Below are 22,960 nucleotides of genomic sequence, written 5' to 3' on the forward strand. Positions count from 1 at the left end.
TTAAATCAACAATTAATGGGTATGTTTCGGATTAAAACCGTCTTCACTTAATTCTGTATGCTCATAATCAGCAACCATTTCAGCTTCGTAATCGATTTTATCTCCTTTGCTAACTTTAGCAATTATTTTCTCCATGATGTTATAAATAACCGGAACCACAATCAAGGTTAGGAATAAAGAAGAAATTAATCCTCCAATAATTACCCAAGCCAAACCGTTTTTCCATTCAGCTCCGGCTCCAGATGCTAATGCAATTGGGAACATTCCAAATACCATCGCAATAGTAGTCATCAAAATCGGACGCAAACGAGCATGATTCGCCTGAATTAATGCCGTTCTGATTGATTCTCCGGCTGCTCTTCTTTGGTTCGTATAATCGACAAGCATGATCGCATTCTTACACACCAGACCAATCAACATGATGATACCTAAAATGGTAAAGATGTTTAATGAGTTATTTGTTAAAGCCAATGCCAACATCGCACCAATAAACGAAAGCGGAATCGCAAACAATACCACAAACGGGTGAACGAAACTGTCATATAAACTCACCATTACAAGATAAACCAAAATAATAGCGGCTAATAAAGCGATTCCTAAAGTACCAAACCCTTCTGATTGATTCTCCTGGTCACCTCCCCAGATATAGTTAACACCAGCTGGTTTTTGAAGTTTGTCTAACTTCGCCTGCCATTGTGTAACAATTGTTCCTGAAGGAACCCCAACGTTTTGTCCTTTTACAGTTACCGACGCTGATTTATCTCTACGCTCTAATTGGCTAGGTCCTGAACCTTCTGTAATGGTTGCAAATTGAGATAATTTAATTTGTTGACCTGCAGCATTAATGAAAATCAAATTACTAACATCCGTAATACTTTTTCTGTCGAATGCATTGTATCTGATATTGATATCATATTCGTATTCACCAGCTCTGTATTTACCGTCTGTATTTCCACTAAAAGCTGTTTGCATCGTTAAACCAACTGTTTGTAATGTCAATCCTAAAGCAGCCATTTTATCACGATCTACCTTAACGTTAATCTCAGGGTTACCATCTTCAACTGTTAATTTGATCTCTGTTGTTCCAGGAATAGTACGTAATTCGGCTTCGGCTTTTTTGGCGAATGCCATAGCTGCTTCAGTTGAAGGACCTGTTACAATTAATCCTAAAGTTGCATCTTCAGCAGTACCTAAGATACCTACCGGAACCGTTTTTACTTTTGCTCCAACCAATACTTTTTCTAATTTACGTTTGATTTTTGCAGCGTAAACATTTGCATCATCTGTACGATCTTTTTGTTCGATCATTTTTACGTCTATCTCTGCTTTATAAGCTGTAGCCTGAGATGCTCCAAAACCTTCAGAAGTTTGTCCTACTGTTGTAATCTGACTGTGAACATATTCCTGAGCTTTCAAATAAGCTTCTGCTTTTTGGGTCATGAAGTTTGTTTGTTCTAACGACGCATCTTTCGGCATTTCAATTTGAACTAAGAACTCTCCACTATCAGAAGATGCGAAAAACTCTCCTCCAATGAAACCTCCACCCATTAATCCTATTGTTGATCCAAAGAACAATACCAAAACAACTAAAATAGTTTTAATATAATGATCTAAACACCAAGTCAATAATTCAGAAACCCAGTTGGTGAAACGTGTCAAATAACTTTCAAATCCAAGAATAATTCTTCCAAATAAATTCTTTCCTTCAATATGCTCTAATTTACCAAAACGAGATGATAACCATGGAATAATAGTAAATGAAGCTAAAAGTGATAGCAAAGTTGATATAATTACCGTAACACAGAATTGTGTAATAATATTAGAAACCAAACCTGAACTCATAGCTATAGGCAAGAATACCACCACAATTACTAAGGTAATCGAAGTTACGGTTCCACCAATTTCCGCTGTTCCATCATATGATGCACGGATTCGGCTTTTACCCATTTCCATATGTCGATAAATATTCTCGAGGACCACAATCGCGTCATCGACCAGAATACCAACCACCAGAGATAGTCCTAATAAACTCATTAAGTTTAAAGTATATCCCATTAAATAAATACCAATAAACGTAGCAATCAAAGATGCCGGAATAGAAACCATTACGATCAACGAGTTTCTAATACTGTGCAGGAAGAACAACATTACAAATGCTACCAGAATTACCGCTATCAATAAATCGTGAACAACAGAATCTGCTGCTTCTAAAGTAAAGATTGTACTATCTTTTGCAACTTCTAATTTTAAGTGATTCTTTTCATAATCTTTTTCAAGAGTAGCAATTGTTTTCAATAATTGCTCACTTACTGCAACCGCGTTTGCATCAGATTGTTTAACGATTTGTAAAACAATCGCACTTTTTTGATCTACACGAGATATTTTCTCTGCTACTTTTTGAGTATCCTGAACATCAGCAATATCACTTAAACGAACCTGAATTCCGTTTTGAGAAGAAACAACTAAGTTTCTTAATTCTTCAACACTTTTATATTTACCCGCTAAACGAATTAATATTTTTTGATTTCTGGTTTGGATGTTTCCTGTTGGGAAATCTAAATTCGAACTCAAAATATTTTGTTGAACCTGTGGAATAGATAATCCGTAACCCTGCATTTTTAATGCATCAAGATTTACCTGAATCTCACGTTCCTCACCACCAATAATATTTACCTGCGCCACACCTTGTACACGAGACAAAATAGGAGCAATTTTTTTATCAATTAAGTCATAAAACTCCGCTTCGTCCATTTTTCCGTTGGCACCAAGCGTCATGATTGGTAAATCACTCAGCGAGAATTTGGTTAACGAAGGGGTTTCAGCATCATCTGGTAAATCACTAATAATCGCATTGATTTTTCGCTGCGCATCATTTAATGAGAAATCGACTTTTGCATTTGATGTCAGGGTAATCGAAACAATAGATAAACTTTCGTATGATTTCGAATCAATTTTCTTGACATTCTCTAAAGATGCGATCGCATCCTCAATTTTCTTGGTTACTGTATTTTCTACCTCACTTGGAGAAGCTCCAGGATAAATGGTAGAAATTGTAATAACGTTTTGCTCAAATTTAGGGATCAGCTCATAACCTAACTGGCTGTAACTGAACAATCCACCAAGTGTCAGAATTGTAAACAATACAATTACTAACGACGGACGTTTTATGGATATTTCGGCTAATTTCATATATTTCTTTTAAATTTATTAAGTCCTTAGTTTTTAGTCCTTAGTACATGGAGTTATTTAGTTTGACTAACTCTAAGGCTAAGTACTATGTACTAATCACTAATTACTTTATTTAATAATTTCTACTCTGTTACCGTCTTGTAAGTTAATCTGACCTGTAGTAATTACTTTTTCGCCATCAGATAATCCATTGATGATTTCTACCTGATCTCCTAAAATTCTTCCAGCAGTTACTTTTTTCAATTTTGCGATACCATTTTCAGCTACAAAAATTTCGTTACTGCTTACACTTCCTACGAACGCATTTCTAGGTACAACCATCAACTGTTGTTTTTGTTGGTTTGAAGCAAAATTTGCAGTTCCGTACATACCTGCTTTCAGGTCATTATTTGTATTGTTTGCAATTTCGATTTCAACAGGAAAGTTTAAACTCTCGTCTGATTTTGCAGCAATAAAAGTAATTTTTCCGGAGAAAGTTTTATCAGGATAAACACTAGCAGTTACATTGATAGTATTCCCAACCTTTAAACTTGCCACCTGATTTTCGTTTACTGTAACTACTAATTTTAATTTAGAAACGTTAACGATATCAAACAATGCAGTTGCCGGCATTCCTGTCAAGATAGATCCTGGCTCAATATATTTTTTATTGATAAATCCGTTGATTGGTGCTTTTACTCTCGTATCTCCAACATTAATGTTTGCCTCAGTTAAGCTAGATTGCGCATTTGTTAAGGCTAATTTTGCCTGGTCCAATTGCTGTTTTGTAACACCACCTGTTTTAAAAGCATTTTCATATCTCGCATAATCCGATTTTGCGTTTGCGTATACAGCTTGTGCTTGCTGTGCATTTACATTGATTACGTCTCCTCTCATTGTCAATAAAGTCTGACCCACTCTTACGTAATCTCCTTCTTTTGCCAAAACGCTGATTACTTTTCCTGATTTCTCAGCAGAGAAAGTAAGTTGTTGAATTGGTTGGAAATTTCCATTTGCAACGAAGTCAAGTGAAACTTCTTCTGTTTTAACCGGAGAAATTTTTACTGAAACCGCAGCATTTTTTTCAGCAACGATATCGGTTTTAGCTTTATTCTCCTTCTTATTATTATTTAAGATATATCCAATCACCCCTAAGGCCGCGATTATGATTACGATTGTTATAATAGTTTTCTTCATTGTAATTAGTTATTTAATAAGAGTTTTTAGTTCGCCTTTCGATTTGATTAGTGTTATTTCAGCAATTTTGTAATTTAAAACTGCTCTTGTAAAATTATTTTGAGCTTCAAGAGATTCATTTTCAGCATCCAATAAATCGGTTAATGATGCCAACCCCTGAAGGTAATTGTTTTTTGTATCGCTTAAAATTTCTTTAGCCAAACGCATGTTTTCCTTTTGATTATTAATCGTGATAAGGTTGTTCTCTATTTGAGCCATTGCGTTTCTGTAATCAAGATCCAATGAAAGTTTGGTATCTTTAATATCTTCCTGAAGCGATCTGATTTGAACATCTGCTTGTCTTACTTTGGCACGTGTTCCGAAACCTGTAAAGATTGGTACATGTAAATTCAATCCAATTGCAGAGTAATCAGACCAGTATACTCCGTCTTTTGGTTTAGCAAAAAGAGGCATTTCAGGACCCTGACCTATATAATTATAACCTGCAACCAGAGATAATGTTGGATAATAACCTGCTTCAACAGCTTTCTTATTAAAGACTAATAATTCTTCTTGTTTTTTCAAAAGCAAATATTCTGTTCTGTTTTCAACATTCGGAACTTCAGTTAATGCGGCAGGAACCACTTCAAATTCCTCTTTTGGAATCTCGATTTGAGCTTCAATTGGCATACCCATATAAAACTTCAATGCATTTTCCTGTAAAGTAATCTGGTTTTTAATTTGTTGACGTTCTGTATCAATGTTTGACATTTTTACAATAATACGGTCCAAATCAATTTTTTTAGCCAGACCGTTGTCAAATTGCCCCTGTACGATATCACGAACTTTAGTAGTATTAACGTAGTTGCTATCTAATAAAATTAATCTTTCACGTTGAACATATACTCCATAGTAGTTATTTGCAACTCTTTCGATAACTTGCTCTTCTGTCAACTGATCGTTTATTTGATAAAATTCACGAGTCGATTTAGCAGCTCTTAATCCTGTAAAAACAGACTGATCAAACAATGCCTGGCTCAAAGAAATTCCAGCTCCTGAAGTCCATTTTTGACCAAAAGTAGCCTGAATAGAAGTTCCCGGCTGGCCAAAAGATCCTCCATCGATTACACTTGTTTGTAGAATTGGATTATAAGTTAAACTTGCGTTACCCGAAATTTGTGGTAAAGCTCTTGAGCGAATTTCCTGAATTTGATACTCACTATTTTCAACCTGTAGTTTAGATTTTTTAGCATCCGCTTTGTTTTGCAACGCGTATGTAAGTGCCTCTTTTAAGGTTAGGGTTTTGACTTGTGCGTTGGCAGTCAAGCCAATTGAACACAAAAATATAAGAATTATTCGTTTCATATAGATTGATTAATTAAGTACTAATTTTTTTAAGTTGTTTTTCTAATTCGATTATTCCTTTTTCGGTTGCCATAGCTCTGGTATGATATTCCAACGCTTCTAATTCTATTTTTTGGGCTTCTCTTTCAGAGACAGTAGTTTCATTAATATGAAAAATCAGCGTGTAATAAAATTTCACATAAATATCAATATTCAAATCTGCTCTGTATAAATTTTCACTTATTCCTTTTACGATATTATCTTTAAAATAATGATTGCACTGATCTATTTCATGTGTCATTACATTATGATAGATTTCCGGATAATGCTTTTTTAACTGATAAAGAGGCGAAGTATCACTTGCATTTTTAAACATATCCCGAAACATTTCACGAATTTCAAAATTCTCATGAATGGCATTATAATTTTTTGCAACAATGGTATCAATAACCTCATGAACTTGTTTATGAACCATTGAAGTACTTTCTTCAATCAGCACCTCTTTATTGCAGAAATATTTGTAAATCGTTTTTTTAGAAATACACATTTCACCTGCAATATCATCCATCGTAACACTTTTAAAACCGAGTCTTAAAAATAATTCACTCGCCTTTGATATGATTTTCTCTTTCATTTTAATTCAAATTGCATTACAAATATAATTAGGGATCTAAAACCTAAAAAAATAGTTTCCATTATATTTGTAATAATTTTACATTAATTTATTCATTATGTAAGATTTATATACTAAATTCTAAATTTGCAATAAGTTTAATATCTTTTCCCAATGCCAAACCTCCATTGTAGTTAAGTGCATTATAATCTAAACCAAAATCCTGGCGTTTTATATCTCCTTTAATTTCAAAAGCAACTTTCTTTTGCCCGTTGTAAGAGTGGACACCAATAAATTCTGCATCAAGTTCCACTACTTTAGTAACATCTTTTATAGTCAAATCTCCTTTGAAGAAATTAATATTATCATTAATTTTCTGAAAGGATGTCGATTTAAAACTGATAATCGGATGCTCATTTACATTGAATAAGTCATTCAACTGCATATGAGAATCGATTTGCTGAAAACTGTCATTTTTATTATTAATATCTAATGAAAATTCGACTGAAGCATCTTCAATTTCATTGTCTTCAATATTAACATACCCGTCAAATTTATTTGTAGTTCCTCCTAAGTAGGCGATTATCGAATGTCTCATTTTAATCAAAACATCTGATTGGCTAGAATCTAAGGTCCATGTTGTCTTCATAACTATTTGGTTTTGTTTAGTTTATAAATTATCTAAACTTCATATGGAAACTTTTTAAGTGTTCTTGGTTTCCAATTACGAGTGCAAATATAAACAGGAAACTCTAAACACCAAACAAGTTTCCAAGTTTTTTTTAATTTGAAGAGATTTTTTTTAATTTAAATGTTAACAAAAGGAAATGAATAAATCAATAAAATAAAATTTTGTAGGAAATAACAATTATATTACATATTTTTCGTACAATATTTATCATTCTAATTAATTAATAATAAAGGGACAACAATACTTTTCAGCCCAGTATAATACAAAAATGAAAAGAACTAATCACTTAATAATTTTATGAAAAAACTATTACTTTTATGTGTTACCATCTGCACTAATTTATTAATTGCTCAGGGAGGAACTGTCAATATAATCAACAGTCCCCTAGAAGTTGAAGTTGGACAAGCTAATACTTTTACTTTTGTTTATAATCCGATACCTCCTACTACTTCAAGCACAACTTACTCACTAAATTATTGGACTATAACCGCTCCAATAAGTGGCAGTAGTGCTATCAGCGGGAATATAAACGGGCAGAATGTTACAACATATCAATACACCCAATCCTCCGGCACAAATGTATCAGCAACCAGCCCATCAGTTATAACGGCTACCATTACTTTTGGAGATCAAGCACCTCGCTTTAGCGCAATTACACCAATAGCCGTAGGACAATTTAAAGACATAAATGGGCTTTATACTGGCATAATTGGAGCAACAGGACCTTATGCAGTCAGAGTTCATACAATAAAAGCCCCTACAATTTCACCAACATCTATTTTAGATTGCAGTAATGATAATGTACAAATATGCGCCAGTGATTATGATGATGCCGATTCTTTTACTTGGATAATTAGTGGGGGAACAATTATTTCCGGGCAAGGTTCTAGCTGTATAACAGTTACTCCAAACGTAAATGGAAATATTACAGCAACATGTTTAGTAAAAAGGATTAATGGATTATCAAATTATACAGCTACAAGTACAAAAATAATAACCAGATCTGCAAGATCAATATCATTTGTAACTAGTCCTGCTAATCAAGACTATATCTGCAGAGATGCGGGACTTGTTTTTAAATATCCTGATCAAACTGGTTTGACTAATGTAACTTGGAATGCGCCAAATTGCAACATATCTGCAGAAACAATTGTAAACGGAATAAGACAAGTAACAATTTACCCAACTACTTCAGCCACTGTTGGAAGCACAATAGCAATTAGTGCGGTAGCCAACTTTATTGGTGGTTGCACAGCTACTAGTACTGCATCATCATTTAAAGTATTAAGTAGTACAGTGCCTCCTACTCCCGCTGGTTATTTTAATGTAACATTGCCGGAAAACGAAAGCAGCATCTGTACTGCCACTACATTTAATGTTACTTTTACAGCATCTAATGGATTCAATAATGGTATAACCACAGTTACTCCGGCTTTTATATGGGGACCTGGAGATGAAATACACTATAGACCTAACAAAGCAACACCATTTACAGTATGTAACAAAAATTTATGCACAGGTGTGATAACTTGCAAAGTTTTCAATGTTTTCCCACCAGCACCCTGCGCAGAAAATAGAATTGCAAAAATTGAACCTATAGTTTCTCCAAATCCTTCAACGGGAGTTTTTAAATTTACTTTAGGGGAAATATCATCTGGTAATTATCAAATTTTTGATCAAAACTCAATTTTACTTCAAGAATCAAAATTTAGTAATCAAACCGAATTACAAATTGATTTATCCAGTAAATCAAAATCAGGTATTTACATTTTAAAAGTCGTAACAGAAAAAAATACTTTCACTGAAAAAATAATCATCAGTGATTATTAAAATTAAATAGACAACAACTTTTTAAAATATAAAGCCGTTTTGATAATTATCAAAACGGCTTTATATTTTAAAGTAATCCTGAATTTAAAAAACAAAGTTGTTTCTTTTTTTGTCTTACAAATTAATTACATCAATTAACATTTGAGTTGTATCTTTGAGCCTTGATAAACAGATTTTCATTTTTATGCACGATATAAGTCAGTACCAGGAATTTTTTATTAGTTATTTAGAAAACCAAAGCATAGACAAAGAACCCAAAAATCTTTATGAACCTATTACCTATATTTTAGGGCTTGGCGGAAAACGAATGCGTCCGGTACTTACCTTAATGGCTTCAGAAGTTTTTGATGCCGATTATAAAATAGCACTTCCGGCAGCAATGGCGGTTGAAGTTTTTCATAATTTTTCGTTAGTTCATGATGACATTATGGATGATGCTCCTTTACGAAGAGGACAAGTTACCGTTCATGAAAAATGGAATATCAACACCGGAATTCTCTCTGGTGATGCGATGTTAATTCTGGCTTACCAGTATTTTGAACAATACGAACCAACAATTTTTAGGGATTTAGCGAAATTATTCAGCAAAACAGCACTTGAAGTTTGCGAAGGACAACAATGGGATGTTGATTTTGAAGAAAGAAGCAATGTGACCATTCCGGAATACCTGAAAATGATCGAATATAAAACAGCAGTTTTAGTTGCCGCAGCCATGAAAATGGGAGCAATTGTAGCCAAAACTTCTGAAAAAGAAGCCGATTTAATTTATGATTTCGGACTTAATTTAGGTTTGGCATTTCAGTTACAGGATGATTTTTTAGATGCTTTTGGAGATCCGGAAACTTTTGGAAAACAGGTTGGAGGAGATATTATTGAAAACAAAAAAACGTATTTATATCTAAAAGCAATTGAATTTTCATCTGAAGAAAAAGCAGCAGAATTACAACAATTATTTGGATTGCAATTAGAAGATAATTTAGAAAAAATAGAAACGGCAAAAGCGATTTTTAACGAATCCGGAGCTTCAAAAGCGACTCAGGAAGCCATTGAAATGTACACTTTTAAAGCCTTTGAAACGTTAGAAAAAATGGATATTAACGCCGAAAAGAAAAATATTTTGAGAACTTTTGGTGAAAATTTAATGGGAAGAAAAGTCTAGTCTACTTTTCCAAGGATAGTAAACCCGACAGGTTTTTAAAACCTGTCGGGTTTGTCATTTTAAAAATTAAAACAATTCATCAGGATCAACTAAAGCTGATAATTTTTGTTTTAGATCCTCTTCTAAAATGGTTAAGCCGTATTGAAAAGAGGCGTTCATCCATCCAAAACCTTCTTCGGTTATATAGTCAAACTCGGTTCCTACATTTCCGTATTCTGCAAAGATTTTGTGCGAACTGATGGATAAATCAAATTTCTCCGGAATGGTTCCGTTATAATCGACAGCATTTCTGGTAATTAGCCAAAGCCAGCGATACACCATTTCCTGCGCTTCTTCGTTAAAATTATAATTCAGCAAACCTTCCCACAAAAGCATTTGATGAGGTGCCCAGCCAAAAGGATAATCCCATTGGCGAATTGGTGAATTGTCATCTAATTCTGCAATTGATTCCTTTGTACTTCCGGCAATTCCGCCTTTCATTTTAAATTTTGGAAGCGTCTTTTTTACCAAAATATCTGCTTGTTCAGGCGTACTTATTTTTGCCCAAAGCGGATAAAATGTTGTAGCAGCTTCAAAGAAATGCTGTTCCTCGGTTACAAAATTGTAATCAAAATAAATTCCGTTTTCGGGATTCCAGCACATTATATTGATCTTTTCTTTTCTGGAAGCCGCTTTTGAAATCCAATATTCACTCGAAAAAGATTTGTCTTCAAAATATTGAAATTCGTTTTTAAAATATTTTCCGATCAAAAAAGCAATATCAGTTTCATATTTATAAAGCAGACTATTTATGGCAACCGTATTCAAATTAGCACAGATTCCGACCAGTCTATTGGTTGTATCATGACCACTTTCGCGCATGCTGCGATCGTGAATAAAGTACTTATCGAGTTCAGCATCCACAACTTCTCTTTCGAGATATTTCTTTTCGAATTCACGGGTAGACAAATTATATTTGGGAGCAAATTGTTCTAAAATATCATCAAAATGCCCTTCTTCAACTTCAAACGGGAGCCCGATTCCTTCTGCTTTATAACGATTCAATCCATTTGCGGTAAGTCGTTTTCCTTCTTCCATCCAAACGGTTTGATATTCCTTTATGGCGGTTTTTAAATGCCTTTCAATCCAAAAAATATCAGGATTAGACTTTTCTAAAACATCGATTATTAATGACGTATAAAGTGGTGGCTGTGTCCGGGTTAAATAGTAACTTCGATTGGCATTTAGTATTTTTCCGTAATGATCAATTTGATATTTGAAGTTTTCGGCAATACCCAGAGCAAGATCAATTTTGTCATCAATTAAAAGCCCTTTGGCAATAAAATAACTGTCCCAGCCATACATTTCATTGAATCTTCCGCCTGGTACCACAAATGGAACTCCTGAAACTTCGTTGTTTTTTATTTGAAGTGCCAAAGCTAAAATTCCGGGTTTTTTATTGAGAGACAATACATATTCCGGTGTAATGTTCTTTGGCATTTGCACCACTTTTAATTTTGGAATTGCAGCCTCTAATTTCCTGAAATAATCAAAAACAATTTCATCGCCGAAAGGCACATACAAATAAGCTATTTCATTTTCAATTTTATCATCTTCCAGAATTTTCTTTACCCCAATAGCATCAATTGTTCTGGTAAGACCATTCCAATACAAGTCTTTTATTTTTCTGGAAATCCTTTTTACAGGATCTTCTGTTATTTCATTTAGATTGATTTCAGCAAATTCTGAATTATTTTTTTTCGCTAGCGCCAATTCCTGCAATAAATTCGAAAGTTGATATGTTCCTTCAATTACTGCCGGATTTCCATCCAGATCATACAGCAAAAAGCTTTTTGGGCCATTATCATCAATCGTTATTTTTTTATCACCATCAGTATCTTCCTGAGTCAATAATTTTTCGATGGTTTGGGTTATATGTAATTTAAATTTCATCTTTTGCAGTTATTTTTTTAAGAATAAAAAAGGATATCAGTAAAAAGGTCATTGGAATTAAAGTAAAATAAAAGGCATTTTCCGGTCCTTCATTTTTAAACAGCCAACCCGTTATTCTGGAACCTAATGTTCCGCCAAGAGCAGAAAAAATTACAATTAATCCGGTCATGGAACTTTGCAGATTTCTAGGCAAAGCGCTTAATACAATCGAATTTAATAATGGATAAATCGGCGCAATAAACAATCCGATTAAGGGAAATGCGAAACCAATTAAGGGTATATCTGAAAGTGTATTGATACTTTTTACTTCTAACCCGACCGTTTTTGGAAGTACAAAAATGACAATTAGCATAGCAGAAAGGATACAGAAACTTAAAACCCAAATCCAGTTTACTTTTTTAGTTACAATCCCGGCAATCAATCTTCCTATCGCCAAAGAAATGGCCAAAATACTAGCCATCATAATACTGATATTCTCCGGTAAATGAAGCACTTTTGTATTGAATGTTGGCAGCCAGGACAAGATTCCCTGTTCGATCATTACAAATAAAAAGACACTAATGACGAAAATAACGGTAAGCAATTTTGCCATTAATTTGAACATTTGCATGAAATCGTCTTTGAGATTTGCTCCTGCTGAAACTTCGGTTTCTTCAAATTTTACAAAGAATAAAAACAAGAACGAAAGCAGTGATAATCCTGCCAAAAACCAATAAACATTCAGCCATGAATTAGGATCATTTTCATTATTAAAAGCAGGAAATAAAAAGTATGCCAAGGCAATCCCAACCATAAAAAATCCCTCAATACTACTCATTAAGGCGTTATGCTCCTTTTGGGTTTCGGTCACAGTTCCTATTAACGAATAAACCGAAACTTTGATCAAAGCAAATGAAACCCCAACGGTTGCAAAAAGAATTTTAGCATTATCAAAAGAATTTCCAAAATACATAGAAATACAAGCCACCGTAACTAAACCCAAACCTATAAGCATTGATTTTCTATAGCCTATTCTTGGTAAAAAAGAAGCAATAAAAAAAGAAACAATGGCAATTGGCATGTCTTTAAAAGCTTCTAAAATACTGGCCTGAACTTCGTCTACGCCATAATTTTTCTGCGATTTTAAAATCACAATGCCGACACTATTTAATAAAATAGCAAAGACAAAATAATTAAGGTAAAGTGAGATTTTAATTCCTAGGTTTTTCATTTTTTTATTTGTCTATGCATTGTGGTTACGGTGTGGAGACGCACTGTTGTGCGCCTCTACAATACCGCATACCATTTGATTTTATATAAATTTAGAAATTAATCGCTACAGAAAATCTAAAAGCACGTCCTAAAATTGGTCTTGCCATAAAGACATCGCTTGCTGCAGATGTTGTTTGTCTTGGATCTCCTTCGGTTAAACCAATTTCATTAAATAAGTTCGAAGCATCGACTGCAAAACGAAGATTATTATAGGTGTAATTTAAACCTGCTCCTACTTCTTTATAAGCTGGTAAAACTTGTCTGTTATCCTGATTTGTGAATTTTTTATCATAGTAAGAAAACTGAACATAAGCTGTAAAATCTTTTGTAATATCGACTTCTGGTCTTAGGTTACAGAAAAACTTAGGGATTCTTCGCGCCGTGTTTCCATTAAAATCAAAAGTAGAGCCATCTGCATTGGTACCAGTAAAATTATCGTATTCCGGTTTTTGAACGGTGAATGTAAAGTTCAGTTTCACAAATTCATATCTTGCGTTGGTTTCTACTTCAAGACCAATATTATTTACATCGGCAAATTTATTTTCTGAAGACCCGTCAGATAAAATATCAGTGAAAGCTACATTTTTCAAATTCATGTGAAACAAATTCGCATTGACAGAGAAGAAAGAATTTGAATATTTATAACCCAATTCGAACTGATTAACTTCTGTATTTTCCAGTTTGCTTAAATCGGCTGCATTATCATAAAACGACTCTTCAATTGGCGATCTAAAACCGTGGCTGTAACGAACATACGAAGCCATGTTGTCATTGAATTTATAATTTCCTGCAGCAGTATAAGACCATTCACTCACATCATATCTCCAATAGGTATATGGATTTCCTTTTACAGTTGTCACCGCATCATCGGCGGTATTGTTATCTAATATTCCTAAATCTTCAGCAAAAAATCTGGCATTATCTCTGTAACCTGAATACTTGTCTTTATTGTATCTTAAACCCGCATTGAAGGTTAGATTATCCGTCGCTTTAATTTCTGCGTCAGCATAAATATCGTTCAAAAGTCCTTTTGTCTGAGCATCTCTTTCTAACCAGGTAATTCTCTCTACCCCATTCCAGGTATGATCAACTCCGGTTGTATTGTCTTTTACATTTAACAATCTTGGATTATCAGAAACACCCACTAAATAAGAATTCCAGTTCCAGTATTGGTTCGATTTCCAGTTCGAATAATAGTAACCGGCAGTCAATTGTACAGGATCTAAATCAAAAGAAAAAGAGAAATTATTAGCGAAATTGTTCATCTTTTTCTCGATGTGCCAAAGATCAGCTCTCATAATTAAAGCATTTGGATCAAGAGTCTGCCCGTTGTCTACATAAGAATACGTTAGATTACTGGCGGTTGTGTTTTGAACTCCTGTTGCATATGCATCTTGTGTCCATGGTCCTCCATTCGGGAAAATGGCATTATAATTCAAATCAATATTAGTTTGTTTGAACGCATTTTTGAAAGTTACTTTCTCTGATATTTTTTTCTTGAATTCAGCTCCAATAGAGTTAATTACAGGGTGAGAGCCATCTTCTAAATCGGCACTAAAAGTTCCGCCACCAAATTGAGGTACGTTTAAATGACTGAAATTTACTGAAGTTAACGTTCCATAATTTGGATTAAATCCATCTATGCCTTCAACTTTTCCGTTATTACTTTTTAGCGGAATTGGCAAATAGAATGTATTTCTGTCATCAAGATGTTTGAAATTTACTCTTAAATAATCATTGTCATCAAATTTATAAGTAATGTTTCCTTTGATTTGTCCGCCTTTATTGGCTGTAAAACCAGTATTTCTTACTCCATTATCAGCTCTGTAAAAACCTCCAACATTAAAGAATAATTTATCCTGAATTAAGGCGCCTGAAAGGTTAAGATCCGTTCTAAACATTCCATAATCTGAAGTCGTGAATTTAGCTCTTCCCATAAATTCATTTTGTCCTGTTTTTGAAATGAAATTGATAATTCCACCCGGAGCATTATTAGCGAAAATCGAAGCAGAACCCCCACGAACAGCTTCCATCTTGCTTACAGTTTCGTCCAATCTGTAAAAAGTATCGGCGTTGGCAAATTGCAAAGCACCATCTTCAAAAACCGGTAAACCATCTTCCTGAATCTGCACATATTCGTAAGCGCCCGCTGACGGAATTCCTCTTGCAAAAAGGTTGTTTCCAATTTCCCCTCCAGAGGCTTCAACTACAAATCCCGGAATCGTTTGCAATAAAGCTGCCGTACTTGATGGTGCTCTGTCTTCGATTGCTTTTGCTCCCATTGTAGTGATAGCAACACTGGATTCAAGCTTTGATCTCGGACTTGATGATCCGGTAACCACTACTTCTTTTAAACTTTGAGATTCGCCTTCAAGCAGTAAATCTGCCACTACGGATTCTCCTTCTTTTACCGAAACTTTTTTCTCGAAAGTTTTATAGCCCACATTTGTCGCGATAATAGTATAAGTTCCGGCTGCTATATTGGAGAATGAATATCCTCCGTTTTCATCCGTAATAGTGCCTTTTCCTGTTTCCTTAATAGATACATTGGCTCCTGGAATCGTTGCGCCACTATCGTCGAACACTTTTCCGGAAACAGTATTTTGATTTTGGGCAAACAGATTATTTGGTAAAAAAAATAGACAAAACATCAAAAGTAATGTGCCTAAATAATGGTGTAGCTTTTTCATTTTTTTGTTTGGTTAGTTAGTAATTATGGTTATCACTGTCAAACTTAATAACTAATTATAAGGAATATAGGAATTAAAAATCGAAAACGTTTTCGAAAACACCTAAAACGTTTTCGGAACTTAAAATTTTATCAATGCAGTTTATTTTTAGTACTTTTATTTCATGAATGACACAAAATTAATAGATATAGCCTCGGCATTAGGAATTTCGGTTACAACGGTTTCAAAGGCACTAAAAGGGTATACAGATATTAGTAAAGCTACCCGCGCCAGAGTTATCGAAATGGCCGAGACAATGAACTATATGCCCAATTCTGTTGCGGTAAATTTAAGAACCAACGAAACCAAAACCATTGGTGTCATTATTCCGGCAACGGTTCATCATTTCTTTTCCAGCGTTTTGAATGGTATTTTAGAAGAAGCTGAAAAAAGAGGTTATTTGGTCATTATACTACAATCGAATGAAAAATATGAACTCGAGAAAAAACAGCTTGCCTTATTAATTCAAAAACGTGTTGATGGCGTCTTGATGTCGCTTTCTAACGAAACGGATGATTTTACTCATATTAATGAAGCGATCCGAAAAAATACTCCTGTTGTTTTATTTGATAAAATTGCCAAAAGAGTAGACTGTTCCAAAGTGGTAATAAATGATGCCAAAGCGGCTTATGATGCTGTTACCTATCTTATTAATAAAGGATATAAAAAAATTGCACATTTTAGGGGTTCTTATGTTCCGCAAAATTCTATTGATCGTTTTTTAGGTTATAAAAGAGCCTTGGAAGCACACGGAATTGAGTACGATTCAAAACTGGTTTACGTTTGTGATAATAATACCGATTTTGAAGATGGTTACGAAAATGCCCAGAAAATAATGACTGAACATCCCGACATCGACGCTATTTTTGCGATTACTGATTTGGTCGCCATCGGAATTATTAAGTATTTTAATGAAGCAGGAATAAAAACACCGGAACAGGTTGCCGTTTTCGGTTTTAGTAATTGGTTTATGAGTACGGTTATTTCGCCAAAATTAACTACAATTGATCAGCCGGGATTTGAAATGGGACATCAGGCGGTTTCCCTTTTAATTGATGAAATAGTTGACATAAAAGAGCATCGTCCAGTAACACATCAAATTATTGAACTCCCTACAAGAATCATTGAAAGAGAATCGACAGTTAAATGATTTTTTAGTTTTAACTTTGCGTCAATTCTTAAAAAGCATCAATGTTTCCAATTCCTGAAAATACCGATTTTTTATTGGCTGATGCCGAAAAAGAAAATTTATATTTAAGTCTGATTGAGCAAATCAATAAAGATTTTAATCTGGCCAATGAAGGAATTGATTTTCCGCTTAGTATTTCTCCCGAAGAACTAAAAATTCAGCTGCACGAAAAAATCTACCGAATGATTCAGTATAAATTTGCTGAATATTTGAATCTCCTTTATATTATTGATGTTTCTGAAATTGAAATAAAAAAACTTGATGGATCTGATTTGGTGATATTGGCTGAACAGGTTTCGTTTTTAGTTTTGAAACGAGAATGGCAAAAGGTTTGGTTTCGCAACTATTACAAATAGAAAGTTAATCAGTTACCAAAATACTATAACTTTCAGGTCTTACGATTTTTTTTAATTTATCTAACTCATCTAAAAGTCCAAAACCTTCAGTATCAATTTTACTTCCTATAATTTGGAAACGAGCATTTTTAAAGCAAATCTTTGCTATTCCAACTGTTTTTGTATTCTTTTTAAAAATAAAAATATCTTTATATTCAGCAATACAGGCACAAGCATCATTTTTTAACGAATCTTTTTCGCTAAATATATTTTCAATTTTCTTTTCTTGCTTAATTGATAAATCGGATTTTTTGTATTTATGTCTTAAAAGAATTTTTTCAAAATTTTCCTTCGGAATACTGTCTGGAAAATGTCCTGTAAATAAACTGGAAAATTCTTTTTCATCATCGTTAGGTTTTTCAATGTGGATATGATTCGTAAAATCACGCGCAGAAAAATCTAAATAATAATGATCAATTTCATCACAATCAAAAAAAGGGCTCAATTCCTTTTTTGCAACTGTATTTTTGAGTTCTTCATTTTTAGAATTATTACAACTAGAAATTACAATAATTGCAAGTAAGAAAATATATTTTTTCAAATTTCTGTATTTAAAAACTTAGAAACTTAGCATCTCAGAACCTTAGCCCCTTTTAAAAGTATGCTCTCACAAAAGGCATAAAACCAGAACCGTAAAGACTCTTATTAGGATTATACAAAACATCATAGCGAGCACCGATAGTTACATTTCCAGTTCTGTAACCAGCGCCGAGATATAAGGCTGTGTTCCAAAAATCATCAGAATAAGCAGGGATATAATAGGTTTCCTCATAATCTGCATTGACTCTTACCTGTTCTAATTCGGCAGATAACTGAATTTGCGGAATCGGATTTACATAGGTTAGAAAACTTGCTCCGTAAACAAACGATTCATAATAATTCTTTTGATATAAATAACCAAATTGCAATCCAACACCCAGAGATACAATCTCATTAACATTGTAAATTGCACTTGGCATTACAGAAATATCGGTATATCCAGATCCAAATCCAAGACCTAATCCACCTCCGAACTGAACTTTATCCCAAAAATTAGGGCTGTTGTTAATAGTATAATTTTGTTGTGCGCTGACATAACTAGAAAAAAAGACTGTCATAATCACAAAAAAAGATTTGAAAACGATTGAAATTTGATTTTTCTTCATAGTTACATCTATTTTTAACAAATTTTTACGTAAAAGTACGTAAAAAAAAGATTTAAATAAATGTGATTGTTGTACTTTTGCCATTCTATTTAACAAAAAGTATATTCACTAATATTATGGATAGGTTTTCATTTTTAAATGCAGCGCATACAGAGTTTTTCGCACAATTATACGATCAATATTTAGTAAACCCAGACAGCGTTGAGCCTAGCTGGAGAAGTTTTTTTCAAGGTTTCGACTTTGGAATGACCACTTATAATGACGAAAATCCGGTTCAGCAGATTGTTGAATATGTGACTAGCGACAACACAGATTACAGCAAAGTTTCAGAAAAACTACAAAAAGAATTCAACGTACTAAAATTAATCGATGGTTACCGTACGCGCGGGCATTTGTTCACAAAAACAAATCCGGTTCGTGACCGCAGAACTTCATCTCCAACTTTAGACATTGAAAATTTCGGATTAACTACTGCTGATCTTTCGACAGTTTTTGATGCAGCTCAAACAATTGGAGTTGGACCATCTACTTTACAGGATATTGTAACCCGTCTTAAATCTATCTACTGCCAGCATATCGGAATTGAATATATGTACATCAGAAATCCTGGTGTTGTTAAATGGATTCAGGACAAATTAGCGGTTAATGTTAACCAGCCTAATTTTTCTTCAGAAGAAAAGAAAACAATCTTAACTAAATTAAACGAAGCAGTTTCTTTCGAGAACTTCTTACATACTAAATATGTTGGTCAAAAACGTTTTTCACTAGAAGGTGGAGAATCTATCATCCCTGCTTTGGATGCTTTGATCGAACAAGCTGCAGAAAAAGGTGTTGAACAATTCGTAATGGGAATGGCGCACCGTGGTCGTTTGAACGTTTTGGCAAACATCTTCGGAAAATCTACTCAGGATATCTTTGGTGAGTTTGACGGTAAAGATTACGATCAGGAATATTTTGATGGTGACGTAAAATATCACTTAGGTCTTACAGCTGACAAAAAAACAAGATCTGGAAAAAGTATCAACATCAATTTGGCACCAAACCCTTCGCACTTAGAAACGGTTGGAGCTGTAATTGAAGGAATCACAAGAGCAAAACAAGATAAATATTATGCTGACGATTTCTCTAAAGTATTACCTATCGCCGTTCACGGAGATGCTGCAATCGCAGGACAGGGTATCTTGTATGAAATCATTCAGATGGCTCAGCTTGATGGTTACAAAACCGGAGGAACAATCCATATTGTAATCAACAACCAGGTTGGTTTTACAACCAATTATTTAGACGCCCGTTCTTCTACTTATTGTACAGACGTTGCCAAAGTAACATTGTCTCCGGTATTACACGTAAATGCTGATGATGCTGAAGCTGTTGTACACGCAGTATCTTTTGCATTAGACTACAGAATGCAATTTGGACGTGACGTATTTATCGATTTATTAGGATACAGAAAATATGGTCATAACGAAGGTGATGAACCTCGTTTTACACAACCCGTTTTATATAAAATCATTGCAAAACATAAAAATCCAAGAGATATTTATGCTGAAAAATTATTGTCTGACGGCGTAATCGATGCTTCTTATGTAAATGCCTTAGAAAAAGAATACAAAACTGATCTGGAGCAGAATTTAGAAGCTTCCCGTAAAAAAGATTTGACTATTATAACTCCATTCATGAAAAACGAATGGGATGGATTTGTTCAGGTAACTGATACACAAATGCTTCAAAAAGTGGATACTTCTTTCGATAAAACAGGATTGGATTCTATTATCAATACAATCTCAACTTTACCATCTGACAAGAAGTTTATCAATAAAATAACAAAAATTGTTACCGATAGAAAAACTGGGTACGACAATAATACTATCGATTGGGGAACTGCAGAAGCATTAGCTTACGGTTCACTTTTGACAGAAGGATTTGATGTTCGTATTTCAGGTCAGGACGTAGAGCGTGGTACATTCTCTCACCGTCATGCTGTAGTTAAAGTTGAAGATTCTGAAGAAGAAGTAATTCTATTGGATGCTATCGAAAACAAAAAAGGAAAATTTGGCGTATTTAACTCTCTTTTATCTGAGTACGGCGTTCTTGGTTTTGATTACGGATACGCATTGGCTAATCCAAAAGCATTGACTATTTGGGAAGCACAATTTGGAGATTTCTCTAACGGAGCTCAAATTATGATTGACCAATATATTTCATGCGGCGAAGACAAATGGAACAACCAAAATGGTATCGTTTTATTATTGCCTCACGGATATGAAGGACAAGGCGCAGAACACTCTTCTGCAAGAATGGAGCGCTACTTACAATTATGTGCAAGACAAAATATGTACGTTGCAGATTGTACAACGCCAGCCAACTTCTTCCACTTGTTGAGAAGACAAATGAAAACTAATTTCCGTAAACCTTTGATAGTGTTCTCTCCAAAAAGTTTATTGCGTGACCCAAGATGCGTTTCTACGGTAGAAGAATTAGCAAAAGGAAGTTTCCAGGAAACAATCGACGATAATACGGTAGATAAAAAAGCAGTAAAAACTTTAGTGTTTGTTACTGGTAAATTCTACTATGACATTGTTGCTGAAAGAGAAAACAACGGAAGAAATGATGTTGCAGTTGTTCGTATCGAACAATTATTCCCTTTACCTGTTGAACAGTTAAAAGCAATCATTGCACAATATCCAAATGCTGATGATTATGTTTGGGCACAGGAAGAACCTAAAAACATGGGGGCTTACAGCTTTATGTTAATGAACTTTGACCTTGTAAAATGGAGATTAGCTTCATTAAAAGCTTACGCTGCTCCGGCATCAGGAAGTTACACAAGAGCCAAACGTCGTCATGCAGATGCGATTAGAATGGTTTTCGATAAAAATTTATTCAGATAAAAAGAATGTTTCAAGTTTAAAGTTTCAGGTTTAATAACCTGAAACTTTAAACCATAAAAACCTTAAACAAAAACAAAGATGATTTTAGAAATGAAAGTCCCATCACCAGGGGAATCAATAAAAGAAGTTGAAATTGCAACTTGGTTAGTAAAAGACGGAGATTATGTAGAAAAAGATCAAGCTATTGCTGAAGTTGATTCAGACAAAGCAACTCTTGAATTACCGGCAGAAATGAGCGGAATTATTACGCTAAAAGCTGAAGAAGGTGATGCAGTTGCTGTAGGAGCTGTAGTTTGTTTAATTGATACTGATGGTGTAAAACCAGCAGGAGACGCTCCGGCAGCACCAGCAGCAGAAGCACCTAAAGCAGAGGCTCCTAAAGCTGAAGTTAAAGCAGAAGCGCCAAAAGCAGCACCTGCTCCGGCAGCAGCGCCAGCAGCAACAAGTTATGCAGCAGGAACTCCATCTCCGGCAGCAAGAAAAATATTAGACGAAAAAAATATAGCGCCAGCAACAGTTTCAGGAACTGGTAAAGGCGGAAGAATTACAAAAGATGACGCTGTAAATGCAGTACCATCTATGGGAACTCCAACTGGAGGAAGCCGTGGATCTGAGCGTACAAAATTATCAATGTTGCGTCGTAAAGTAGCAGAAAGATTAGTTGCTGCGAAGAACGAAACAGCAATGTTAACTACTTTTAACGAAGTTAACATGACTCCAATCAACCAAATTCGTAATGAGTACAAAGATGCATTCAAAGCGAAACATGGTGGTCTTGGTTTAGGGTTTATGTCATTCTTTACAAAAGCTGTAACAAGAGCTTTACAATTATATCCTGATGTTAATTCAATGATGGATGGTGACTACAAAATCGCTTATGATTTTGCTGATATCTCAATCGCAGTTTCAGGACCAAAAGGTTTAATGGTTCCTGTAGTTCGTAATGCTGAACTTTTAACTTTCCGTGGAATTGAAGCTGAAATCAAAAGATTAGCTTTGAGAGCTCGTGATGGTCAAATTACCGTTGACGATATGACTGGTGGAACTTTCACAATTACTAATGGTGGCGTTTTTGGAAGTATGTTAAGTACTCCAATCATCAACCCTCCTCAATCAGGAATTTTAGGAATGCACAACATTATTGAGCGTCCAATCGCTGTAAACGGTAAAGTTGAAATTCACCCAATGATGTACGTTGCTCTTTCTTATGACCACAGAATTATCGACGGACGTGAGTCAGTTGGTTTTCTGGTTGCTGTAAAAGAAGCTTTAGAAAATCCAGTAGAATTATTGATGAATGGCGATGCTAAACGTGCTTTAGAATTGTAATTGTAAGTAATTTTTACATATAAAAAAGCTCGTTCATTCACTTGAACGGGCTTTTTTTTGCTTAATATTAGCTTAAGACTTGCTTAAGATGTTAATTTTTTAAGGAAATGTAATTTTA

General features: G+C 34.4%; 16 protein-coding genes. 6 read left to right on the forward strand and 10 right to left on the reverse strand.

What is annotated here, in order from left to right; translation table 11 throughout:
- Positions 1-12 precede the first annotated feature (12 nt).
- The 5 genes from AC6CH4_RS03920 to AC6CH4_RS03940 all read right to left on the reverse strand — a co-directional run bounded on the left by AC6CH4_RS03920 (position 13) and on the right by AC6CH4_RS03940 (position 6,950).
- On the reverse strand, positions 13-3,189 hold the full coding sequence (locus AC6CH4_RS03920; RefSeq protein WP_498100340.1) for an efflux RND transporter permease subunit: 3,177 nt from the start codon (positions 3,187-3,189) through the stop codon (positions 13-15).
- A gap of 108 nt (positions 3,190-3,297) precedes the next feature.
- Positions 3,298-4,365 carry an efflux RND transporter periplasmic adaptor subunit gene (locus AC6CH4_RS03925; RefSeq protein WP_498100342.1) on the reverse strand — a complete coding sequence of 356 codons (1,068 nt, stop codon included), beginning with the start codon at positions 4,363-4,365 and terminating at the stop codon, positions 3,298-3,300.
- Positions 4,366-4,374: 9 nt separating this feature from the next.
- Positions 4,375-5,709, reverse strand: coding sequence for a TolC family protein (locus tag AC6CH4_RS03930; RefSeq protein ID WP_498100344.1), 1,335 nt, complete (start codon positions 5,707-5,709; stop codon positions 4,375-4,377).
- A gap of 13 nt (positions 5,710-5,722) precedes the next feature.
- Positions 5,723-6,322: a TetR/AcrR family transcriptional regulator gene (locus AC6CH4_RS03935; protein ID WP_498100346.1), complete on the reverse strand. Its 600-nt coding sequence runs from the start codon at positions 6,320-6,322 to the stop codon at positions 5,723-5,725.
- Positions 6,323-6,428: 106 nt separating this feature from the next.
- A complete protein-coding gene (locus tag AC6CH4_RS03940; protein WP_498100348.1) occupies positions 6,429-6,950 on the reverse strand; it encodes a YceI family protein in 522 nt (173 codons plus the stop codon).
- Positions 6,951-7,289: 339 nt separating this feature from the next.
- Here AC6CH4_RS03940 and AC6CH4_RS03945 point away from each other — a divergent pair, with 339 nt between their 5' ends.
- Entirely contained in the window at positions 7,290-8,822 is a 1,533-nt protein-coding gene (locus AC6CH4_RS03945) for a T9SS type A sorting domain-containing protein (RefSeq protein ID WP_498100350.1), read from the forward strand.
- 184 nt (positions 8,823-9,006) lie between these two features.
- On the forward strand, positions 9,007-9,981 hold the full coding sequence (locus AC6CH4_RS03950) for a polyprenyl synthetase family protein (RefSeq protein WP_498100352.1): 975 nt from the start codon (positions 9,007-9,009) through the stop codon (positions 9,979-9,981).
- 66 nt (positions 9,982-10,047) lie between these two features.
- Here AC6CH4_RS03950 and AC6CH4_RS03955 read toward each other — a convergent pair whose 3' ends face one another.
- The 3 genes from AC6CH4_RS03955 to AC6CH4_RS03965 form a co-directional block, all read right to left on the reverse strand.
- Positions 10,048-11,913, reverse strand: a complete 1,866-nt coding sequence (locus AC6CH4_RS03955; protein WP_498100354.1) for a trehalase family glycosidase — start codon at positions 11,911-11,913, stop codon at positions 10,048-10,050.
- Positions 11,903-13,123: an MFS transporter gene (locus AC6CH4_RS03960; RefSeq protein ID WP_498100356.1), complete on the reverse strand. Its 1,221-nt coding sequence runs from the start codon at positions 13,121-13,123 to the stop codon at positions 11,903-11,905. The genes AC6CH4_RS03955 and AC6CH4_RS03960 overlap by 11 nt, the downstream gene beginning before the upstream one ends.
- Before the next feature lie 91 nt (positions 13,124-13,214).
- Complete coding sequence (locus AC6CH4_RS03965) at positions 13,215-15,854, reverse strand: TonB-dependent receptor (protein WP_498100358.1); 2,640 nt, start codon at positions 15,852-15,854, stop codon at positions 13,215-13,217.
- A gap of 163 nt (positions 15,855-16,017) precedes the next feature.
- Here AC6CH4_RS03965 and AC6CH4_RS03970 point away from each other — a divergent pair, with 163 nt between their 5' ends.
- Complete coding sequence (locus AC6CH4_RS03970) at positions 16,018-17,043, forward strand: LacI family DNA-binding transcriptional regulator (protein ID WP_056189717.1); 1,026 nt, start codon at positions 16,018-16,020, stop codon at positions 17,041-17,043.
- Positions 17,044-17,084: 41 nt separating this feature from the next.
- Positions 17,085-17,438: a hypothetical protein gene (locus tag AC6CH4_RS03975; protein WP_498100360.1), complete on the forward strand. Its 354-nt coding sequence runs from the start codon at positions 17,085-17,087 to the stop codon at positions 17,436-17,438.
- Between the two features lie 4 nt (positions 17,439-17,442).
- On the opposite strand, the gene AC6CH4_RS03980 is transcribed toward AC6CH4_RS03975, so the two are convergent.
- Positions 17,443-18,018, reverse strand: a complete 576-nt coding sequence (locus AC6CH4_RS03980; RefSeq protein ID WP_498100362.1) for a hypothetical protein — start codon at positions 18,016-18,018, stop codon at positions 17,443-17,445.
- A gap of 52 nt (positions 18,019-18,070) precedes the next feature.
- Positions 18,071-18,622 (reverse strand): hypothetical protein, encoded by a 552-nt coding sequence (locus AC6CH4_RS03985; protein ID WP_498100364.1) that lies wholly within the window; start codon positions 18,620-18,622, stop codon positions 18,071-18,073.
- A 116-nt stretch (positions 18,623-18,738) separates the two neighbouring features.
- Between AC6CH4_RS03985 and AC6CH4_RS03990 the strand changes: the two genes are divergently transcribed.
- The gene (locus AC6CH4_RS03990; RefSeq protein WP_498100366.1) at positions 18,739-21,513 is read left to right on the forward strand and encodes a 2-oxoglutarate dehydrogenase E1 component; all 2,775 of its coding nucleotides are present in this window, start codon (positions 18,739-18,741) and stop codon (positions 21,511-21,513) included.
- A gap of 78 nt (positions 21,514-21,591) precedes the next feature.
- Positions 21,592-22,842, forward strand: coding sequence for a 2-oxoglutarate dehydrogenase complex dihydrolipoyllysine-residue succinyltransferase (gene odhB, locus AC6CH4_RS03995; RefSeq protein WP_498100368.1), 1,251 nt, complete (start codon positions 21,592-21,594; stop codon positions 22,840-22,842).
- Positions 22,843-22,960 lie beyond the last annotated feature (118 nt).

Source organism: Flavobacterium sp. GQ95, assembly GCF_059758655.1.